This is a genomic window from Xenorhabdus lircayensis (assembly GCF_016306625.1).
Lineage (GTDB): Bacteria > Pseudomonadota > Gammaproteobacteria > Enterobacterales > Enterobacteriaceae > Xenorhabdus > Xenorhabdus lircayensis.
Genome location: NZ_JACOII010000028.1, coordinates 28,709 through 45,276 on the forward strand (window position 1 = coordinate 28,709; position 16,568 = coordinate 45,276).

12 protein-coding genes are annotated in these 16,568 nt (G+C 43.0%); 3 read left to right on the forward strand and 9 right to left on the reverse strand.

The window, feature by feature from the left end:
* Positions 1-20: 20 nt before the first annotated feature.
* The gene (gene fabA, locus H8A87_RS06985) at positions 21-539 is read left to right on the forward strand and encodes a bifunctional 3-hydroxydecanoyl-ACP dehydratase/trans-2-decenoyl-ACP isomerase (protein WP_198689258.1); all 519 of its coding nucleotides are present in this window, start codon (positions 21-23) and stop codon (positions 537-539) included.
* A 103-nt stretch (positions 540-642) separates the two neighbouring features.
* On the opposite strand, the gene rmf is transcribed toward fabA, so the two are convergent.
* The 6 genes from rmf to rlmKL form a co-directional block, all read right to left on the reverse strand.
* Entirely contained in the window at positions 643-801 is a 159-nt protein-coding gene (gene rmf, locus H8A87_RS06990) for a ribosome modulation factor (protein ID WP_198689259.1), read from the reverse strand.
* Between the two features lie 141 nt (positions 802-942).
* Positions 943-1,581: a membrane integrity-associated transporter subunit PqiC gene (gene pqiC / locus H8A87_RS06995; RefSeq protein WP_198689260.1), complete on the reverse strand. Its 639-nt coding sequence runs from the start codon at positions 1,579-1,581 to the stop codon at positions 943-945.
* On the reverse strand, positions 1,581-3,245 hold the full coding sequence (gene pqiB, locus H8A87_RS07000) for an intermembrane transport protein PqiB (RefSeq protein WP_198689261.1): 1,665 nt from the start codon (positions 3,243-3,245) through the stop codon (positions 1,581-1,583). Before pqiB ends, pqiC begins: the two co-directional genes overlap by 1 nt.
* A complete protein-coding gene (gene pqiA, locus H8A87_RS07005) occupies positions 3,232-4,515 on the reverse strand; it encodes a membrane integrity-associated transporter subunit PqiA (RefSeq protein WP_198689262.1) in 1,284 nt (427 codons plus the stop codon). The genes pqiB and pqiA overlap by 14 nt, the downstream gene beginning before the upstream one ends.
* A 49-nt stretch (positions 4,516-4,564) precedes the next feature.
* Complete coding sequence (locus tag H8A87_RS07010; protein ID WP_198689263.1) at positions 4,565-6,475, reverse strand: ABC transporter ATP-binding protein; 1,911 nt, start codon at positions 6,473-6,475, stop codon at positions 4,565-4,567.
* Between the two features lie 3 nt (positions 6,476-6,478).
* Positions 6,479-8,614: a bifunctional 23S rRNA (guanine(2069)-N(7))-methyltransferase RlmK/23S rRNA (guanine(2445)-N(2))-methyltransferase RlmL gene (gene rlmKL / locus H8A87_RS07015; RefSeq protein ID WP_198689264.1), complete on the reverse strand. Its 2,136-nt coding sequence runs from the start codon at positions 8,612-8,614 to the stop codon at positions 6,479-6,481.
* Between the two features lie 119 nt (positions 8,615-8,733).
* Here rlmKL and H8A87_RS07020 point away from each other — a divergent pair, with 119 nt between their 5' ends.
* Positions 8,734-9,846, forward strand: coding sequence for a YcbX family protein (locus H8A87_RS07020; RefSeq protein WP_198689265.1), 1,113 nt, complete (start codon positions 8,734-8,736; stop codon positions 9,844-9,846).
* Between the two features lie 235 nt (positions 9,847-10,081).
* On the opposite strand, the gene H8A87_RS07025 is transcribed toward H8A87_RS07020, so the two are convergent.
* From H8A87_RS07025 to pepN, 3 genes are all read right to left on the reverse strand, one after another.
* A complete protein-coding gene (locus tag H8A87_RS07025) occupies positions 10,082-10,633 on the reverse strand; it encodes a cell division protein ZapC (protein ID WP_198689266.1) in 552 nt (183 codons plus the stop codon).
* A gap of 159 nt (positions 10,634-10,792) precedes the next feature.
* Entirely contained in the window at positions 10,793-11,803 is a 1,011-nt protein-coding gene (gene pyrD / locus H8A87_RS07030) for a quinone-dependent dihydroorotate dehydrogenase (RefSeq protein WP_198689267.1), read from the reverse strand.
* A 475-nt stretch (positions 11,804-12,278) separates the two neighbouring features.
* On the reverse strand, positions 12,279-14,897 hold the full coding sequence (gene pepN, locus H8A87_RS07035; RefSeq protein ID WP_198689268.1) for an aminopeptidase N: 2,619 nt from the start codon (positions 14,895-14,897) through the stop codon (positions 12,279-12,281).
* Between the two features lie 414 nt (positions 14,898-15,311).
* Between pepN and pncB the strand changes: the two genes are divergently transcribed.
* The gene (gene pncB, locus H8A87_RS07040; RefSeq protein ID WP_198689269.1) at positions 15,312-16,526 is read left to right on the forward strand and encodes a nicotinate phosphoribosyltransferase; all 1,215 of its coding nucleotides are present in this window, start codon (positions 15,312-15,314) and stop codon (positions 16,524-16,526) included.
* Positions 16,527-16,568: the final 42 nt, after the last annotated feature.

The window sequence follows — 16,568 nt, forward strand, 5'->3', positions numbered from 1 at the left end:
TTATAAGGCCGTTTGAGAATATGTTTAAAAAACAAGAGTCCTACACGAAAGAAGAACTTCAAGCCTCTGGACAAGGTAAATTGTTTGGAGAGAATGGACCACCGCTACCTTCTGGTAATATGCTGATGATGGATCGCATCATAAAAATGACAGAAACTGGTGGTATCTACGATAAAGGGTATGTCGAGGCTGAGTTCGATATCACCCCTGAGTTGTGGTTTTTCGATTGTCATTTTGTCAATGATCCCGTTATGCCCGGCTGCCTTGGCCTTGATGCAATGTGGCAGCTTGTTGGCTTCTTCCTAGGCTGGGTCGGTGGAGAAGGCAGGGGCCGAGCACTTGGCGTTGGAGAGGTGAAATTCACAGGTCAGATATTACCAACAGCAAAAAAAGTGACTTATCGTATTAATTTCAAGCGGGTCATTAACCGTAAATTAATTATGGGGCTGGCTGATGGCGAAGTCTTGGTAGATGGCAAACTGATTTATACTGCGACTGATTTGAAGGTAGGCTTGTTCAAAGATACCAGTACTTTTTGATGATCTCACATTAGTGGCTAACAAACTTATCAACCTCTGTCTCCGATGCTGAACACCTCCGCAATGGCGGAGGTGCTTCTCCCACTTAATAACTCACTTGCCGTCAAACTCGATCTTCCTTCGCCTGACGCCATCCTCCCAACCAATACGAACGAGCATCTAGGGTATGATAAGGGCAATTCTCCCGTGGCCGTCCCAAAACGCCTGCTTGATAGCCTCTGGAAAGTGCTCTTGCTAAACGGTCTCTTTTCTGTCTTTTCATGCCTTACTTCCTCATCTGTTACCATGAAGATGAAACGATGATCATTTTTTATTCGATTGGTTCTAGTGATACCTTTATATGAACTGAATATCAAGCAAAGATATTCATAAAATTGTCATGATAAGCATTTACTGTATTTTGTTAACGTTGAGAAGATATCTGCTTGGCAATAGATTTAGCCAACTGACTGTAACCCTTTGCTAGAGTAAGCACTAATTCAGCATAGCCATCTTTTTTCTGTTTCAACTCAAGATGGAATGGCCGCTTAATCACATTGTCTGAATTGGATAATATCCAGTATCCCTCAACCAGCACCCGCCCATCATATCGCCCGTGAAAAGCAGTTATTGTGATATCCAACGCATCTGCGTCTTTTTCCAGCTCCTGTCCAGAAACCAAACGATGTGGAAATGCCGCGCTTAGTTCAGAGATCAAAGCTTGCTGCAACTGTTGCTGCAATGGGCTAGCCCACAAATGATTTGATGCATTGATATAGCTCACATCTCCTGTCTGATACACAATTCCGGGTGCGGCAAGGTAGTCAGAAAGGTTAACCCCTTTAATCCATAGTTGTCGTTCATGTTTAGCACCCAGTTTGCTCTCCGGTGATGCTGAGTTTTCTGGTGATGCAGGTTTTTCCAGTGAAAAATCTGCTAAAACAGGCAGTTGATAATACGTTTTTTGTGGCTGACTGCTGCTGCATCCCGAAATAAACACACTTCCAACAACAAAAACACTGACGGAAATAAAAAATGCCAATCTTGAAATCAACTTTCTCATTACTTAGGCGCCTTTTTGGGTTCAGGATCTTTTACCGCTTCCGCTTCAAATACCAATGCGTTGCTCTTATTATTGAGGGTCTTCAAGACAGGCTGTAATTCACGCAATACCTGATCCAGCCGCTGCATATTATCAACCAACTTATTATAAGCCGGTGATCCTGGTTGAATGCCCTGCATGCTGCGATTTAACTCATGTAATGTATTTTGTATATCTTTTGGAAGCCCCTGAGCTTCTTTGCTCGCAAGAATACGATTTAATTCATCCATTGTTTTCTGCGCTGCCTTGATCGTTTTCTGGCTTTCTTCAAGCGTCTTCGTTGCCTGAACAAATACCGGCTCAATTGGCATATTATTGAGTTTATCCAACGCTGTGATGATTTTTTGTTGAATTTGCGCCAAACCACCGCTTACTGTTGGCAAAATTTCATAACCTGCGATTTCACGTGGGCCTTCCCATGGTTTCTCATTAGGGTAAAAATCCAGATCAATAAACAACGCTCCTGTCAGTAAATTGCCTGATTTCAAGGAAGCTCTCAGGCCTCGTGCAATAATTTCGTTCATTTCCTTATCTGTATAGAATCCATTTCCTAATTCTTTCTCAAAGCGCTCAGGCTCCACATGAATCAAGACGGGAATACGAAATTCTTTGTCGAGACGCTGACTGACACCTTCAGTATAAAAAGGTACTTTCGCTACGGTTCCCATCCGGATACCACGGAATTCGACGGGTGCTCCTGGCTGTAAGCCACGCACTGAATCGGAAAAAAATAATAAAAAGTCTTTATGCTCTGTATAAAGCGAGTTTTGGATATTCTTCTCACTATCATAAAGTTTGAATATCTCTTTTTCATTGACTGGATTGCCCAGCTCCCAACCTTTCGGTATATCAAAACTAACGCCACCGCCAAACAAGGTTGATAATGAAGAGACTTCGACCCGTAGGCCTTGTGATGACATATCGAAAGCGACACCACTGTCTTTCCAAAATCTGACATTCGTTGTCAGTAAACCGTCGTAAGGTGCATTGACGAAAATTTGGTAGCGAACTAGTCGAGATTTGGGATCAAAGGTACCAGCTTCAACGGATCCCACACGATACCCCCGAAATAACACCGGATCACCGGGAGTCAATCGCCCTGCTTTTTCACTGGTCAGGATAAGTCGAAGACCTTTTGCATCAGGAGAAGCAAGTGGTGGTGAATCAAGCAATGAAAAATTTTTTTCTTCTCCACCTTGTGTGCCAGGCTGTAATTCTATAAACACACCTGACAGTAATGTACTCAGACCAGAAACGCCCTCACGACCAATCTGAGGTTTTACAACCCAAAATGCGGTATCTTCGTGCAGCAACCGCTCCATTCCATCATTCAGGCGAGCTTTGATGATGACCTGCCCCAAATTATCACTCAGTGACACGGTTTCGACGACACCAACGTCAACACTACGGCTTTTAATTTTAGTTTTTCCTGCCTCAATGCCTTCGGCATTAGACGTTATCAGTGTCACTCCTGGCCCCTGATGACTGAAATGATAAAACAGTATCCAACCTCCGATAAGCACAGTGATAATTGGTACGATCCATACAGGTGACCAACTCTTGAGTTTACCAATTCTGGCTTGAGTCAGATCTTCTTCTTTATCCGTCACCTTACGACTCCTCATTGTGATGTAACGCAAATTTACTATTGGCTTTGTCCCAAGTTAAACGTGGATCGAATGTCATTGACGCAAACATCGTCAAAATAACAACCAGAGCAAACAGTATGGCTCCCGTAGCCGGATAGATACTCATCAGCTGTCCCATGCGAACCAGTGCCGATAGTACGGCAATAACGAACACATCAATCATTGACCAGCGACCAACAAACTCCACCATTTCGTAAATGAAATGCATCGTTTCGGAATCATGACTACTTTGACTTTTTGCATCCCAGCACAACCAACTAATCGCCAACATTTTCAGTAAGGGCACCATAATACTGGCGATAAAAATGACTATCGCGACAGGGTAAGAACCTGAGCTCCAAAGTAAAATAATGCCTTCCAGAATGGTAGAATTAATGTGGCTTCCCAATGCCTGAGTTACCATGATCGGCAAAACATTTGCCGGAATATAAAGTATGACTGATGTTATCAGAAGTGCCATTGTGTACTGGAGACTATGACGGCGGCGGGCATGTCCTTTTGTATAGCAACGGGGGCACTGGGATTGCTCGGCAGGCAAAATGGCAGTACAACAATGGCACAACCTGATACCTTGCACCAAGCCAGGTTTTCCAGCCTGTAATTTTCCCAACAGTAACGTATGGCAAACTTCAGGGGCGGGTTCTATTTCATTCCAAAACCAATGTCTGTCAAGGCATTGAAATGCCCTGACCTGAAATAAACAAAATAAGCAATAAGGCAGAAAGCTTAAACCAATGCTGATTTCGCCATACGCCATGAGCTTCACAAAGCTCACCAACACTCCCGCCAAGAAGATTTCTGCCATGCACCACGTTTTCATCTTAAACAGAATACGCGCCAACTCTATTTTCAAGCGACGCGCCATCTTGACGTTCTGACATAAGAGGATAATGGCAACCATGCAAAATGTCGGCACAAGCTGAACAAAGATCAGAAAAAACACCGCCATGCTGGAATAGTCTTCACTGAACATCACCTTGGGGATCTGAGTCAACGTAATTTCACTGACAATCCCCGCAACACTCATGCTAACAAAAGGGAACAGGCAAGCAAGAAAGAGCATCATTAATGCACTCACTGCATAACCTGTTGGCTGGTTACGGGGCTCTTTCCACTTTGCTGTCAATAAAGTATTACACCGTGGGCAAACCGCCTTTTTCCCTTGTTCCAAATCAGGTACAGCCACCAGCATGTCACACTGGGGACAAAGAACCAGCTTGTCATGCTGATGATTATTGGAACACAAAGTGTTTCTCCTTTAGCAAAACCCACAAGGTTCTTTTATATGGCAGCTATCATTCATTTTTCAACATTTCCAATTCCTGCCAACGATCAAAAGCCTTTTCCAATTCTTGCTCTTTAGTTGCCAACTCATTCAGAATATTTTGTGTGATTTCGTGTGATTGGTTGAAGAATTCAGCGTCACTGACCTGAGATTGTAATTTCTCTATCTCGTCTTCTAACTTTTCCAATAATGATGGTAGTTGTTCTAACTCACGCAGTAAATGGTAACTTATCTTATTGTTCGCCCGTTTGGGCGTTTCTTTCGATTTTACTGCTTTGGTTTCAACACTGGCCTTTTTCTCTGAAGCTTGACGCAAGGAAACAGTCTGCGCTCGTTGCTGTTGAGCATCATAATAGCCCCCCACATAATTGTTGATTTCACCATGACCTTCAAAAATCCAGCATTCGGTAACTGAATTATCAACAAATTGACGATCATGGCTCACCAGAATCACCGTTCCGGTATAACCATCAACCATTTCTTCGAGTAATTCCAATGTTTCAACATCAAGATCATTGGTCGGTTCATCAAGAATAAGCAAGTTGCTTGGTTTCAGAAATAAACGCGCCAGCAACAGGCGGTTGCGTTCACCACCGGAAAGCGCTCGCACAGGAGTCATCGCGCGTTTGGGATGAAAAAGGAAATCCTGCAAATAGCCCAGTACGTGGCGGGAACGTCCGTTCACCATCACTTCCTGTCTACCTTCAGCAAGGTTATCCATAACGGTTCTATCAGGATCCAGTGCCACCCGATGCTGATCAAAGTAAGCAACTTCAAGTTTTGTGCCGCAATGAATACGACCACTATCTGCCAACAAATCACCAAGCATCAGCTTCAATAATGTCGTTTTTCCGCAGCCGTTTGGCCCCACCAAAGCAATTTTGTCGCCACGCTGAATTTGAGCCGAGAAATTTTTGACTAATGTTTTATCACCAATCTGGTAATTTACATTTTCCATTTCAAACACGATCTTACCGGAACGTGTCGCTTCTTCGACCTGCATTTTCGCCGTACCCATGACATTGCGGCGTTCAGTGCGTTCCACTCGCAGCGCTTTCAATGCTCTTACCCGGCCTTCATTACGGGTACGTCGGGCTTTAATGCCCTGACGGATCCAAACTTCTTCCTGTGCCAGTTTTTTGTCAAATTCGGCATTTTGCATGTCTTCAACCCGTAATGCCTCTTCTTTGCCTTCAAGATACTTATCGTAATTTCCCGGCCATGACGCCAGTTTTCCCCGATCCAGATCGATGATACGTGTCGCCATATTGCGGATGAATGAGCGGTCATGGGAAATGAAAACAAGACTGCCATTGAAAGCTTTCAGGAAATTTTCCAACCACTCGATAGTATCGATATCAAGGTGGTTGGTCGGTTCATCAAGAAACAGCACTCTTGGCGCACAAACCAGCGCCCTACCCAATGCAGCCTTACGCAGCCAACCACCAGACAGTGAGGATAATTTCGCTTCTGCTGGTAAAGACAGTTGTTTCAATACGTCATTAATCCGGCTATCCAGTGTCCAAAGGCCACGGATATCCAGTATTTCCTGCAATTCTGCAAGCTGGTTGAGATTCTTTTCGCTAGGATCCGTTTCCACTAAACGTGAAACATGATGGAAGGCTTTAATGTATTCAGCCTGCTCTTTTACCCCTTCCGCGACAAAATCAAATACCGTACCTTCTACATCGCGGGGAGGATCTTGCTGTAAGCGCGCAACAATCAGATCTTGCTCATAAATAACCAGCCCGTCATCCAATGTTTGCTCTTTCGCCAGTACGCGCAATAGTGTAGATTTTCCCGCACCATTGCGTCCAACTAAACACACTCTTTCGTTTTCTTCTATATGAAGTTCAGTGTCATGTAATAGCGGTGCATCACTGAAGGATAACCAAGCACCAGATAAACTAATTAATGACATATATTACTTTTCCTCGCCAGCGTGACGCAGCAACCAGCAGTTATGAATCTGACGGTTACGAGTAAAATCCTGAGATAAGGTTTTTTCTGTTATTTCGTTTGCAACCAACCCTAATTTCTCCAATTCAGCAAAATCCATTTTGAATCCCCGCTTATTATTGGAGAACATCAGAGTTCCGCCACGACGTAACAGACATTTTAATTGTTTCATTAATGCAATGTGATCACGCTGAACATCAAAAGTGTCTTCCATTCGCTTGGAATTGGAGAAGGTTGGAGGATCAATAAAGATCAAATCGAATTGTTCGCGGCTCTGAGCTAACCATCCCAAACAATCAGCCTGAATTAAACGGTGCTGACGTCCAGTTAAGCCATTCGCCTGTAAATTTTTCTCTGCCCATTCAAGATAAGTTCTGGACATATCTACTGTGGTTGTCGAACGCGCACCACCCAATCCGGCATGAACCGTCGCTGAACCAGTATAGGCAAACAAGTTGAGAAAGTCCTTACCTTGGCTCATTTCGCCCAATTTTTTGCGGGCAATACGGTGATCAAGGAATAATCCGGTATCCAAATAATCGGTCAGGTTAACCCAAAATTTCGCCCCATACTCATTGACCAAAAAGAATTCTTTCTTCTCGGCCATCTTTTCATATTGGCTATTGCCTTTCTGACGTTGACGAGTTTTCAAGATCAGTTGGCTGGATGACAAACCAAGCACATTCATTGTCGCACTGATGACATCAAACAGACGTTGGCGAGCTTTATTCGCATCCACGGATTTCGGTGGTGCGTATTCCTGAACAATGACTTTATCCGCATAACGATCAACAGCAACATTGTATTCCGGTAAATCCGCATCATATAACCGATAACAATCAATGCTCTGCTGCTTGGCCCATTTACTGAGTTTTTTCTCATTTTTACGCAAGCGGTTTGCGTAATCCTCTGCGATACCAACATCCAAAGACTGAGGTTTACCCGACAACTGCTCGTTTTTCTGAATAGAATAGTTCTTCTGGATACAATCCAGCGGGCCATTCTTGGCCTTAAACTCACGCTCAGCGCGTAATTGCAAACAACTCAACAGTTCTGGCGAAGCACTGAACAGCGATAAGCGCCAGCCGGGGAAGCGGCTTTTCACCACGCGACCAAATACACTATGCAGTGCAATCAATGCGGGTTCACTTTCAAGGCGTTCACCATAAGGAGGATTGCTTAATATCGTTCCCGTAACCCCTTCTGGCAGGAGATTTTCCAGTTTGCTTGCATCTCCCTGCTGAAACTGGATCAGTTGAGCCACTCCCGCTCTGCGCGCATTTGAACGCGCCATATCCATTACACGGCGATCAATATCCGTTCCGAAAAAGCGAGAAGTGGTTTCCTGTAATCCCTTACGGAAACGTACCTGTGCTTCTGTGGTAGTTTCACGCCAGATTGCTGCATTGAATTTCAACCATGATGTGAATCCCCAATGCGTACGATGCAAACCGGGAGCACAATCTGCCGCCATCATGGCCGCTTCGATTAACAATGTCCCTGAACCACACATTGGATCAACCATCGGCGTTTCTACACTCCAACCAGAGCGCAAAATAATCGCTGCCGCAAGATTCTCTTTTAATGGGGCTTGTCCAGCCAAATCACGGTAGCCACGGATATGCAAACTATCTCCACTCAAGTCGAGTGAAACAATTGCTTTATCTTTATTCAGGAAGACATGAACACGGATATCGGGTTGTTGTTTAGCAACATCAGGACGTTGCTTTATTTTGCGTATAAAACTGTCAACAATGGCATCTTTGACTTTCAGTGCACCATATTGCGTATTTCTGATCTCCTCATTCATACCGCTGAAATGCACAGAAAACGTGCTATCGACTGAGAAAATTTCGCTCCAATCAATGGATTGGACACCAAGATACAGGTCTAAATCGCTGTAAACTTTGAATTCATTAAGCGGCATCATGATACGGGATGCCAATCTGCTCCACAGCAGACTTTTATACATTACCCGCTCATCGCCCTGAAAATAAACTCCACCTTGGGCAATCTTGCAGGATTGCGCCCCTAGCATTTCCAGTTCGTTCTTTAACAGTTCTTCCAGTCCACGTGCCGTGCTGGCAAAGAGAGAGTTCATTTTATTAATCACCACAGAAAGTTCACCACTAAAAAAATTGCTGCACATTATAGCTAATACTCGCGACATATCCTAAAGTTGCTGACACGATCAAAAATAAAAATATTCTGGAGATATGGATGATAGCCCTGTCGCGTCTCTATACCTATCCCATCAAATCCATGCGTGGATTGCAACTCTCGTACTCCCTCGTCCATGAAAGTGGCCTCATGTTTGATCGCAACTTTATGATCACCACGACAGAGGGGACTTTTATTACCGCTCGCCAATATCCACAAATGTTGCTATTTACGCCGACTATGCTCCATAACGGTCTATACCTACAGGCTCCAAACGGAGAAAGTGCAACTGTGCTTTACGCTGATTTTGAAGAAGAGCGTTCTCCTACCGAAGTTTGGGGTAATCATTTTACCGCCTTAGTCGCCCCTGAGCCGATAAATGCTTGGTTAAGTGTTTTTTTTGATACGCCTGTACAACTTCGCTGGCTTAGTGAAGAATTAACCCGACGGGTAAAAAAATTTCCCGATATATCTTTATCATTCGCAGATGGCTTCCCCTATTTAATTATCAATGAAGCCTCTTTTCATGCTTTACAGCAACGCTGTCCCGCCAGTATTAAAATAGAGCAATTTCGGGCCAATATGATTGTCACAGGTGCGACGCCTTTTGAGGAAGATAGCTGGCAGGTTATTCAGATCGGCGATATTGTTTTCGATCTGCCAAAACCATGCAGTCGCTGTATTTTGACAACGGTCAGTCCGGAAAAAGGTCGTAAAAATCCGAAAGGGGAACCACTGGCAACATTACAGTCCTTCAGAACGGCTAAAGAGAATGATGCTGTCGATTTTGGACAAAATGCGATTGCCCGTAATAGTGGCATTATTCATGTTGGAGATTGTGTCACTATTTTGGAAAATAAAACGCCGCGCGAATATGGCAGTAGTGAACGAACGAAGAATTTAAATATACAGGAAGTTGTTGAGCAAGCTATTTCTATTGAATTCAATGGACAGCGTTTTATTGGGAACAATCAGCAAATAATTTTAGAGCAGCTCGAAAATCAAGGTATTAAAGTCCCCTATTCATGTCGTGCCGGCATTTGTGGTTCCTGTAATATATCTCTGATTGAAGGTGATGTATTGCCATTAAAATCGACAGCCATCAAAACCAGTGGAAAAATTCTGGCGTGTAGCTGCATCCCAAAAAGTGATTTAGTGATTGAATTAAACTAACCATTAATAATACATCACGATAAGATTTGCATTTAAATCAGGCAGTATGGATAAAATCATCTGTCTGATTGTTGCATCCATATCTATCTTATTAATTTTAAGTGGATTTTTGTTTTTTAATTATTAGGTAGACAATATAATTTGGAAGAAAAAATCATTCAAGCGACTGATGTTATAAATATACCTGATGGTGTGTGATAAATTGAGTTATGAACGCAATAATAGCCTAGTGACATTAAATCGCCCTGTCATATACTGATGTCTGAGTTGGTTCAGTATAAGGCATCAAGCGATCGTTCATTATTTTAATGGGGTCACAGAAACTCATCACGCGATCATTCAGCTCTAATTTTTGTTGTGCCAATAAACACAAGCTAGCATTGTCACCAACCTCTGCCACCATAAACATGATTTCAGTGCCACTATCCTGTAAGCGAAGTTGAACAATTTCCCCATGTTCTGGTTTTCCCACTAAAGAAAAATGGGAAAAATACCAACTTTTAGGCATTTGTGGTTTCATAAAACGGAATGCGACCACCCCATTGAGGGCTAACTCAGCCTTGAGTGCTGGTGCAATATTAATACGCCGGGCATGTTCTTCGAAGGCATAATAAAGTGCAGCATCATCGACAGAGAAAGAAATTCCCTTCATTGTCATTGCATAATCAGTCAACATTTTGGCAGGGAAACGGGAACGAAAAACCATGCCATTAGCGAGATCGAGCATGACACGGCTATGCTCAGGATCAAAATACCAGCGCCACTGATCATCAGGCCTAATTTTCATTGATTACCCTTTTATGCTCAAAATAGCTTTTTTGGTTAAAAATAAACATCATCACCGAAATGAAAAATCAAAAGAAATAATAAAAATTTAATCTATCAGATAAAATATAGACGAGTTGAGGGTAGAAATAAACCCCCAACCCTAAATTGCGGCAAATATTCAGATATGATTAACAATATCTTTGATTAGTTTTGGCCCTTTATAGATAAAACCAGAATATATCTGAATCAATGAAGCACCTGTTTCTATTTTTTCTCTGGCAGCAACAAGTGAATCAATTCCACCAACACCAATAATCGGTATTTCACCTTTTAATTCTTGAGAAAGACGACGAATAATTTCTGTGCTACGTAATTGAACAGGGCGGCCGCTTAATCCACCTGCCTGCTGGCAGTGGCTCAATCCCTCGATAATCTTTCTATCCAACGTAGTATTGGTTGCAATAACGCCATCAATATGATGACGCATCAGACTATCAGCAATTTTTATTAATTCTTCTTCTGAAAGATCAGGAGAGATCTTTACTGTCACAGGAACATACTTTTGGAACTTCTGTTGAAGTTCACTTTGCTTATTTTTAATCGCAGATAAGAGATCATCCAGTGCGTCACCGTACTGTAATGTCCTCAAACCTGGGGTATTAGGTGAAGAAATATTGATAGTGATATAACCCGCATGAGGATAAACTTTATCCATACAAATTAAATAATCGTCTTTTCCACTCTCAACCGGAGTATCTTTATTTTTACCAATATTGATCCCAATAATTCCGTCATACTTTGCTCGTTTGACATTCTCAACCAGATTATCCACACCAAGGTTATTAAACCCCATCCGATTGATGACCCCTTCCGCTTCAACTACACGAAATAACCTTGGCTTGTCATTTCCTTCTTGTGGGCGCGGTGTTACCGTACCAACTTCAACAAAACCAAAACCCATCGCACCAAACGCATCAATGCAATCACCATTTTTATCAAGACCAGCAGCTAAACCAAGCGGATTTTTGAAGGACAATCCCATGCAAGTAACGGGCTTAGTGGCAACTGATTGGCGGATGAGAAATTCGAAAGGAGTACCGGTGACGCGTTTGAGCTGGCGGAAAGTCAGCTCGTGGGCCTGTTCAGGGTCAAGCTGGAACAATGCCTTCCGTACTAGAGAATAATACATATATATTAACCTATTGTTTTTATGTAAGAATTGTTAGTTATACATTTTAAATTATGTACAATCCCATACATATCAATTGCTGCTTTATCGTGACTGGAAAAGGCCGCTAATTTACCATTATATGAGTAAACAAAAAAGCCCTCTCTCTTATAGGCAAAAAGCCTATCATTCAATCTCTTTCATCTGAGTTGATTATTTTGGTGAGGTTGTTTGGGGGCTAATTGAGTTTAAACCTTCCACACACTCAACATGAGTCGGAATAGAGAAAAATAATATACTGATTTTACTGCTACAAATTAGAAAACACACAATATAATAAAAAATCCCAACAATAAATGGTAAATACACCAAGACATTTTCTCTCTCAACATAACCATTCTCAAAATATTTCAGACCTCCCTGAAGACTGGCATGACGAATCTTGATGAAATTCAGGCAAATATCCTCCGGTGATAGCCGGAGGATATATCACATATTAACTTTCAAGTGCCTTGGTAATTTTCTCAAACAAATCACCAGACAAGTTCTCCAATTCTTTCAACTGTTCCAATGCCGTACGCATCAAAGCCTGACGTTTCTTATCGTAAGGTTTCAGACGAATCAACGGTTCGATTAAACGTGATGCCACTTGCGGATTACGGCTGTTCAATTCAGTCAGAACTTCTCGCAAGAACTGGTAACCGCTGCCATCTTCAGCATGGAAAGCCACAGGATTGTTGGCAAAAAACGTTCTCAACAGCGAATAAACGCGGTTTGGATTGTTCAAACTGAAAGAGCGATGATTCATTAAGCTACGCACTTTATCGAGCACGTCGAAGGCGGGGTTGGTCGCCTGGATCCGTAACCATTTATCCATAACCAAACCATTCTGATGCCAGCGTTGATCAAACTCATCCAGTAGTTGATAGCTGCAAGGCAACTCAGCAGATACAGCCGCAGACAGTGCAGCGATGGTGTCAGTCATGTTATCAGCTTGATAATACTGCGCCGCCACTAATTTATCTGCCTGCTCTTTGTCATCAATAAAGGCCAGATAGTAGAGGCAGGTATTACGCAAATCACGCTTCGCAATATCCTGATGATCCACACGGTACGCACCTGTATGAATACTGTGATAAACCGCAGCAAACTCATCAACCATTTCATTGGCCAGCGTCTGCGTCATTGCACCAAGTACATCATGGATAGCTTTAGGATCAACAACCGTAAACAGCTCTACCATTTCATTTTCAGATGGCAGAGTCAGGATCAATGCAGCCAATGCCGGATCGATGTCTTTATCCAGTAGCACAGCACGGAAGGCATCAATGACATGCATTGGCAATTCCAGTGGCTGGGATTTTTGGTAACGGGCAACATTCAGCTTCACATAATTGGTTAGCAATGCCTGCGACGCATCCCAACGAGAGAACTCATTACGTGCATGCTTCATCAAGAATGAAAGCTGCTCATCACGGTATGGATAATCCAATTTCACTGGTGCAGAAAATTCACGCAGTAAAGAAGGAACAGGCTGTGATGGCACACCATCAAATACAAATGTTTGTTCTGCGTTGATGATATTCAAGACATGATGCACAGGCTGACCATCACGACGCAGCGGAATTACACGTCCATGCCCATCATAAAGCTCAATATCCAGAGGAATGTGCAGCGGTTGTTTCTCTTTTTGCTCTGCCGTTGGTGGCGTCATTTGACTGACGTGCAAAATATATTGCTGTTTTTCTGCATCGTATTCGTCACGAGCAGTCAGCACTGGTGTCCCGGATTGGCTATACCAGCGGCGGAAGAGTGTCAAATCGACGTTTGAAGCATCTTCCATCGCCTGAACAAAATCATCACATGTTGCCGCGCTACCATCATGACGGTGGATATAAAGCTGCATACCCGCCTGAAATTGTTCTTCTCCCAATAAGGTGTGGATCATCCGAATCACTTCAGCACCTTTTTCATAGACGGTCACCGTATAGAAGTTATTCATTTCCATCACTTGATCGGGACGGATAGGATGAGCCATAGGGCTGGCATCTTCGGCGAACTGTGCAGCACGCATGACACGCACATTATTGATACGGTTAACGGAGCGTGAACCCAAGTCAGAACTGAATTCATGATCACGGAATACGGTCAACCCTTCTTTCAGGCTTAACTGGAACCAATCACGACATGTAATACGGTTTCCTGTCCAGTTATGGAAATATTCATGACCAATCACGGCTTCAATGGCAAGATAGTCTTTGTCAGTCGCTGTTTCCGTTTTTGCCAGTACATATTTGGAGTTGAAGACGTTCAGTCCCTTGTTCTCCATCGCCCCCATATTGAAGAAATCAACGGCAACGATCATATAGATATCAAGGTCATACTCCAAACCAAAGCGAGTTTCATCCCATTTCATCGAATTTTTCAGCGATGTCATGGCCCAGTCAGAACGATCCAAGTTACCCCGGTCAACAAACAGTTCCAGTGCAACCTCACGACCACTGCGAGTCACAAAAATGTCACGCAGAACATCGAAATCACCTGCAACCAATGCGAATAAATAAGCGGGTTTTGGGAATGGATCCTGCCATTTCACCCAATGGCGACCATCCTCTAATTCGCCCTGATCAATGCGGTTACCATTAGAGAGCAAGAATGGGTATTTGGATTTATCCGCTGTAATGCGAGTAGTAAAGCAAGCCAAGACATCTGGACGATCCAAGTAATAAGTGATGTGACGGAATCCTTCAGCCTCACACTGGGTGCATAAGGCGTCTCCAGACAAATACAGCCCCTCAAGCGCTGTATTTGCCGATGGGTTAATTTCATTCACAATCTTCAAAGTAAACTGGGCTGGCAATTGTTCAATCAGTAACTTTCCATCTTGTTCCTGATAATGTTCCCACGATTTATCATCTATATAGATGCTTATTAAAGTGAGATTTTCTCCATCCAGAACCAGTGGAGTAACGTCATTAGCCAGACGTTTTACCTGACTGATTGCTGTCACCGTCGTTTTATTAGCATCCAGCTCAAAATCGAGATCAATGTCGGTAATTGTGTAATCTGGTGCTTTATAATCCAAACGGTGTTTAACGAGTCGCTGTTGTGTCATAGGGAACCTTTTCCATTACTTTTAGCAGGCATGTTTTAATCGGTATAGTTAATAACATCTGTATAACCTTAGCTATAAGGCGCCTAGCATACTGTGTTTCCATAGAAACATTCCAATCGCTGACGCTTCCACAGAGAGACTCCCCTTTCAATCATTAAGTCTCTTTTTTGGATGTTAATAACTTATTAAATAAAGGTATAAATGATGTAGTCAGCATATTAGTACTTTCGTGCTAATTGTCATCTCATATCTCATTTAACATGATATTATCTATAAATGGATTAACCTTAATCTTTAGATTCGGGAAAATATATGCAGCTATGTGGCTTCAATAACCCAAGAATCACGGTATACTCTCCCGACTTTATCGATTTAGCAGACACGAATACGCTCCGCGAGGATGCCTGACGCGCCATGACTTTAGACGCTACCCCGATTATCAAATCACTGCTGGATACTGATGCTTATAAATTTCATATGCAGCAAGCAGTGTACCACCATTACAACAATATTCCTGTCGTTGCAGAATTTCGTTGCCGTGGTGATGAGCTGCTCGGAGAATACGCCGAGACGTTACGCCATCAAATTGACATGATGGCTGATTTAGCATTAACAGAACGCGAAGCCGTTTATCTCTCTCGTCTCCCGTTCTTTAAAGAGGATTACCTGAACTGGTGCAAAACATTCCGCTTTAATCCTAAACAAGTAGAAGTTTCTGTTACCCATGAAGGGCAATTAACCATCCGCATTTCCGGTTTATGGCATGAGGTTATCCTGTGGGAAGTGCCTTTGCTTGCCCTAATTAGCGAATTGGTTCATCGCCATCACTCACCTGAAATAACTCCAGAAGCCGCCGTTACTCAGCTTAGAAAACTCATTGAGCTGTTTCATAAAGACGCTGCGGAAGAAAATATCGATCTATCCGGTTTTAAGTTAATGGATTTTGGTACTCGCCGCCGTTTTTCACACGAAGTGCAATACGCCATTATCAATGAACTGAAAAATAACTTCCCTTATTTGATCGGAACCAGTAATTATCAACTGGCAGAGCAGCTTGATCTTCCTCCTCTCGGCACACAAGCTCATGAATGGTTTCAAGCACATCAGCAAATTAGCCCAGAACTCGCCAATAGTCAGCGGGCAGCTCTGCAAACGTGGCTGAATGAGTATCCAAATCAGTTAGGCATCGCCTTAACAGACTGCATCACCATGGATGCTTTCCTGCGAGATTTTGATAAGCCATTTGCCACAGCGTACCAAGGCCTGCGCCATGATTCTGGTGATCCTATTGAATGGGGTGAAAAAGCCATAGCCCACTACCAATCACTGGGTATCGACCCAATGACGAAAACACTGGTGTTTTCTGACAGTCTGGATTTGCAAAAAGCATTGGCGCTGTATCGTCATTTCCATCAGAGAATCAATGTAATTTTCGGTATTGGTACACGGCTGACTTGCAATATTCCGGGGGTAAAACCACTAAATATCGTTATCAAACTCGTCGAATGTAACGGCAAACCGGTAGCGAAACTCTCTGACAGCCCCGGAAAAACCATCTGTGAAGATGATGAGTTTGTCGATAGGTTACGTCGGGCGTTTGACATTCCCTATATCGAAAAAGCAGTATAATATTACTGATTGTTCCTTGCGTAACCAGCTTTATGCTGGTTA

Excerpts from the sequence above, each read along its gene's own strand:
- pqiC (WP_198689260.1), bottom strand. The coding sequence starts at position 1,581 with ATGAGAAAGTTGATTTCAAGATTGGCATTTTTTATTTCCGTCAGTGTT.
- rmf (WP_198689259.1), bottom strand. The coding sequence starts at position 801 with ATGAAAAGACAGAAAAGAGACCGTTTAGCAAGAGCACTTTCCAGAGGC.
- H8A87_RS07025 (WP_198689266.1), bottom strand. The coding sequence starts at position 10,633 with ATGAAAATTAGGCCTGATGATCAGTGGCGCTGGTATTTTGATCCTGAG.
- pqiB (WP_198689261.1), bottom strand. The coding sequence starts at position 3,245 with ATGAGGAGTCGTAAGGTGACGGATAAAGAAGAAGATCTGACTCAAGCC.
- fabA (WP_198689258.1), top strand. The coding sequence starts at position 21 with ATGTTTAAAAAACAAGAGTCCTACACGAAAGAAGAACTTCAAGCCTCT.
- rlmKL (WP_198689264.1), bottom strand. The coding sequence starts at position 8,614 with ATGAACTCTCTCTTTGCCAGCACGGCACGTGGACTGGAAGAACTGTTA.
- pncB (WP_198689269.1), top strand. The coding sequence starts at position 15,312 with ATGACTTTAGACGCTACCCCGATTATCAAATCACTGCTGGATACTGAT.
- H8A87_RS07020 (WP_198689265.1), top strand. The coding sequence starts at position 8,734 with ATGATAGCCCTGTCGCGTCTCTATACCTATCCCATCAAATCCATGCGT.
- H8A87_RS07010 (WP_198689263.1), bottom strand. The coding sequence starts at position 6,475 with ATGTCATTAATTAGTTTATCTGGTGCTTGGTTATCCTTCAGTGATGCA.
- pepN (WP_198689268.1), bottom strand. The coding sequence starts at position 14,897 with ATGACACAACAGCGACTCGTTAAACACCGTTTGGATTATAAAGCACCA.
- pyrD (WP_198689267.1), bottom strand. The coding sequence starts at position 11,803 with ATGTATTATTCTCTAGTACGGAAGGCATTGTTCCAGCTTGACCCTGAA.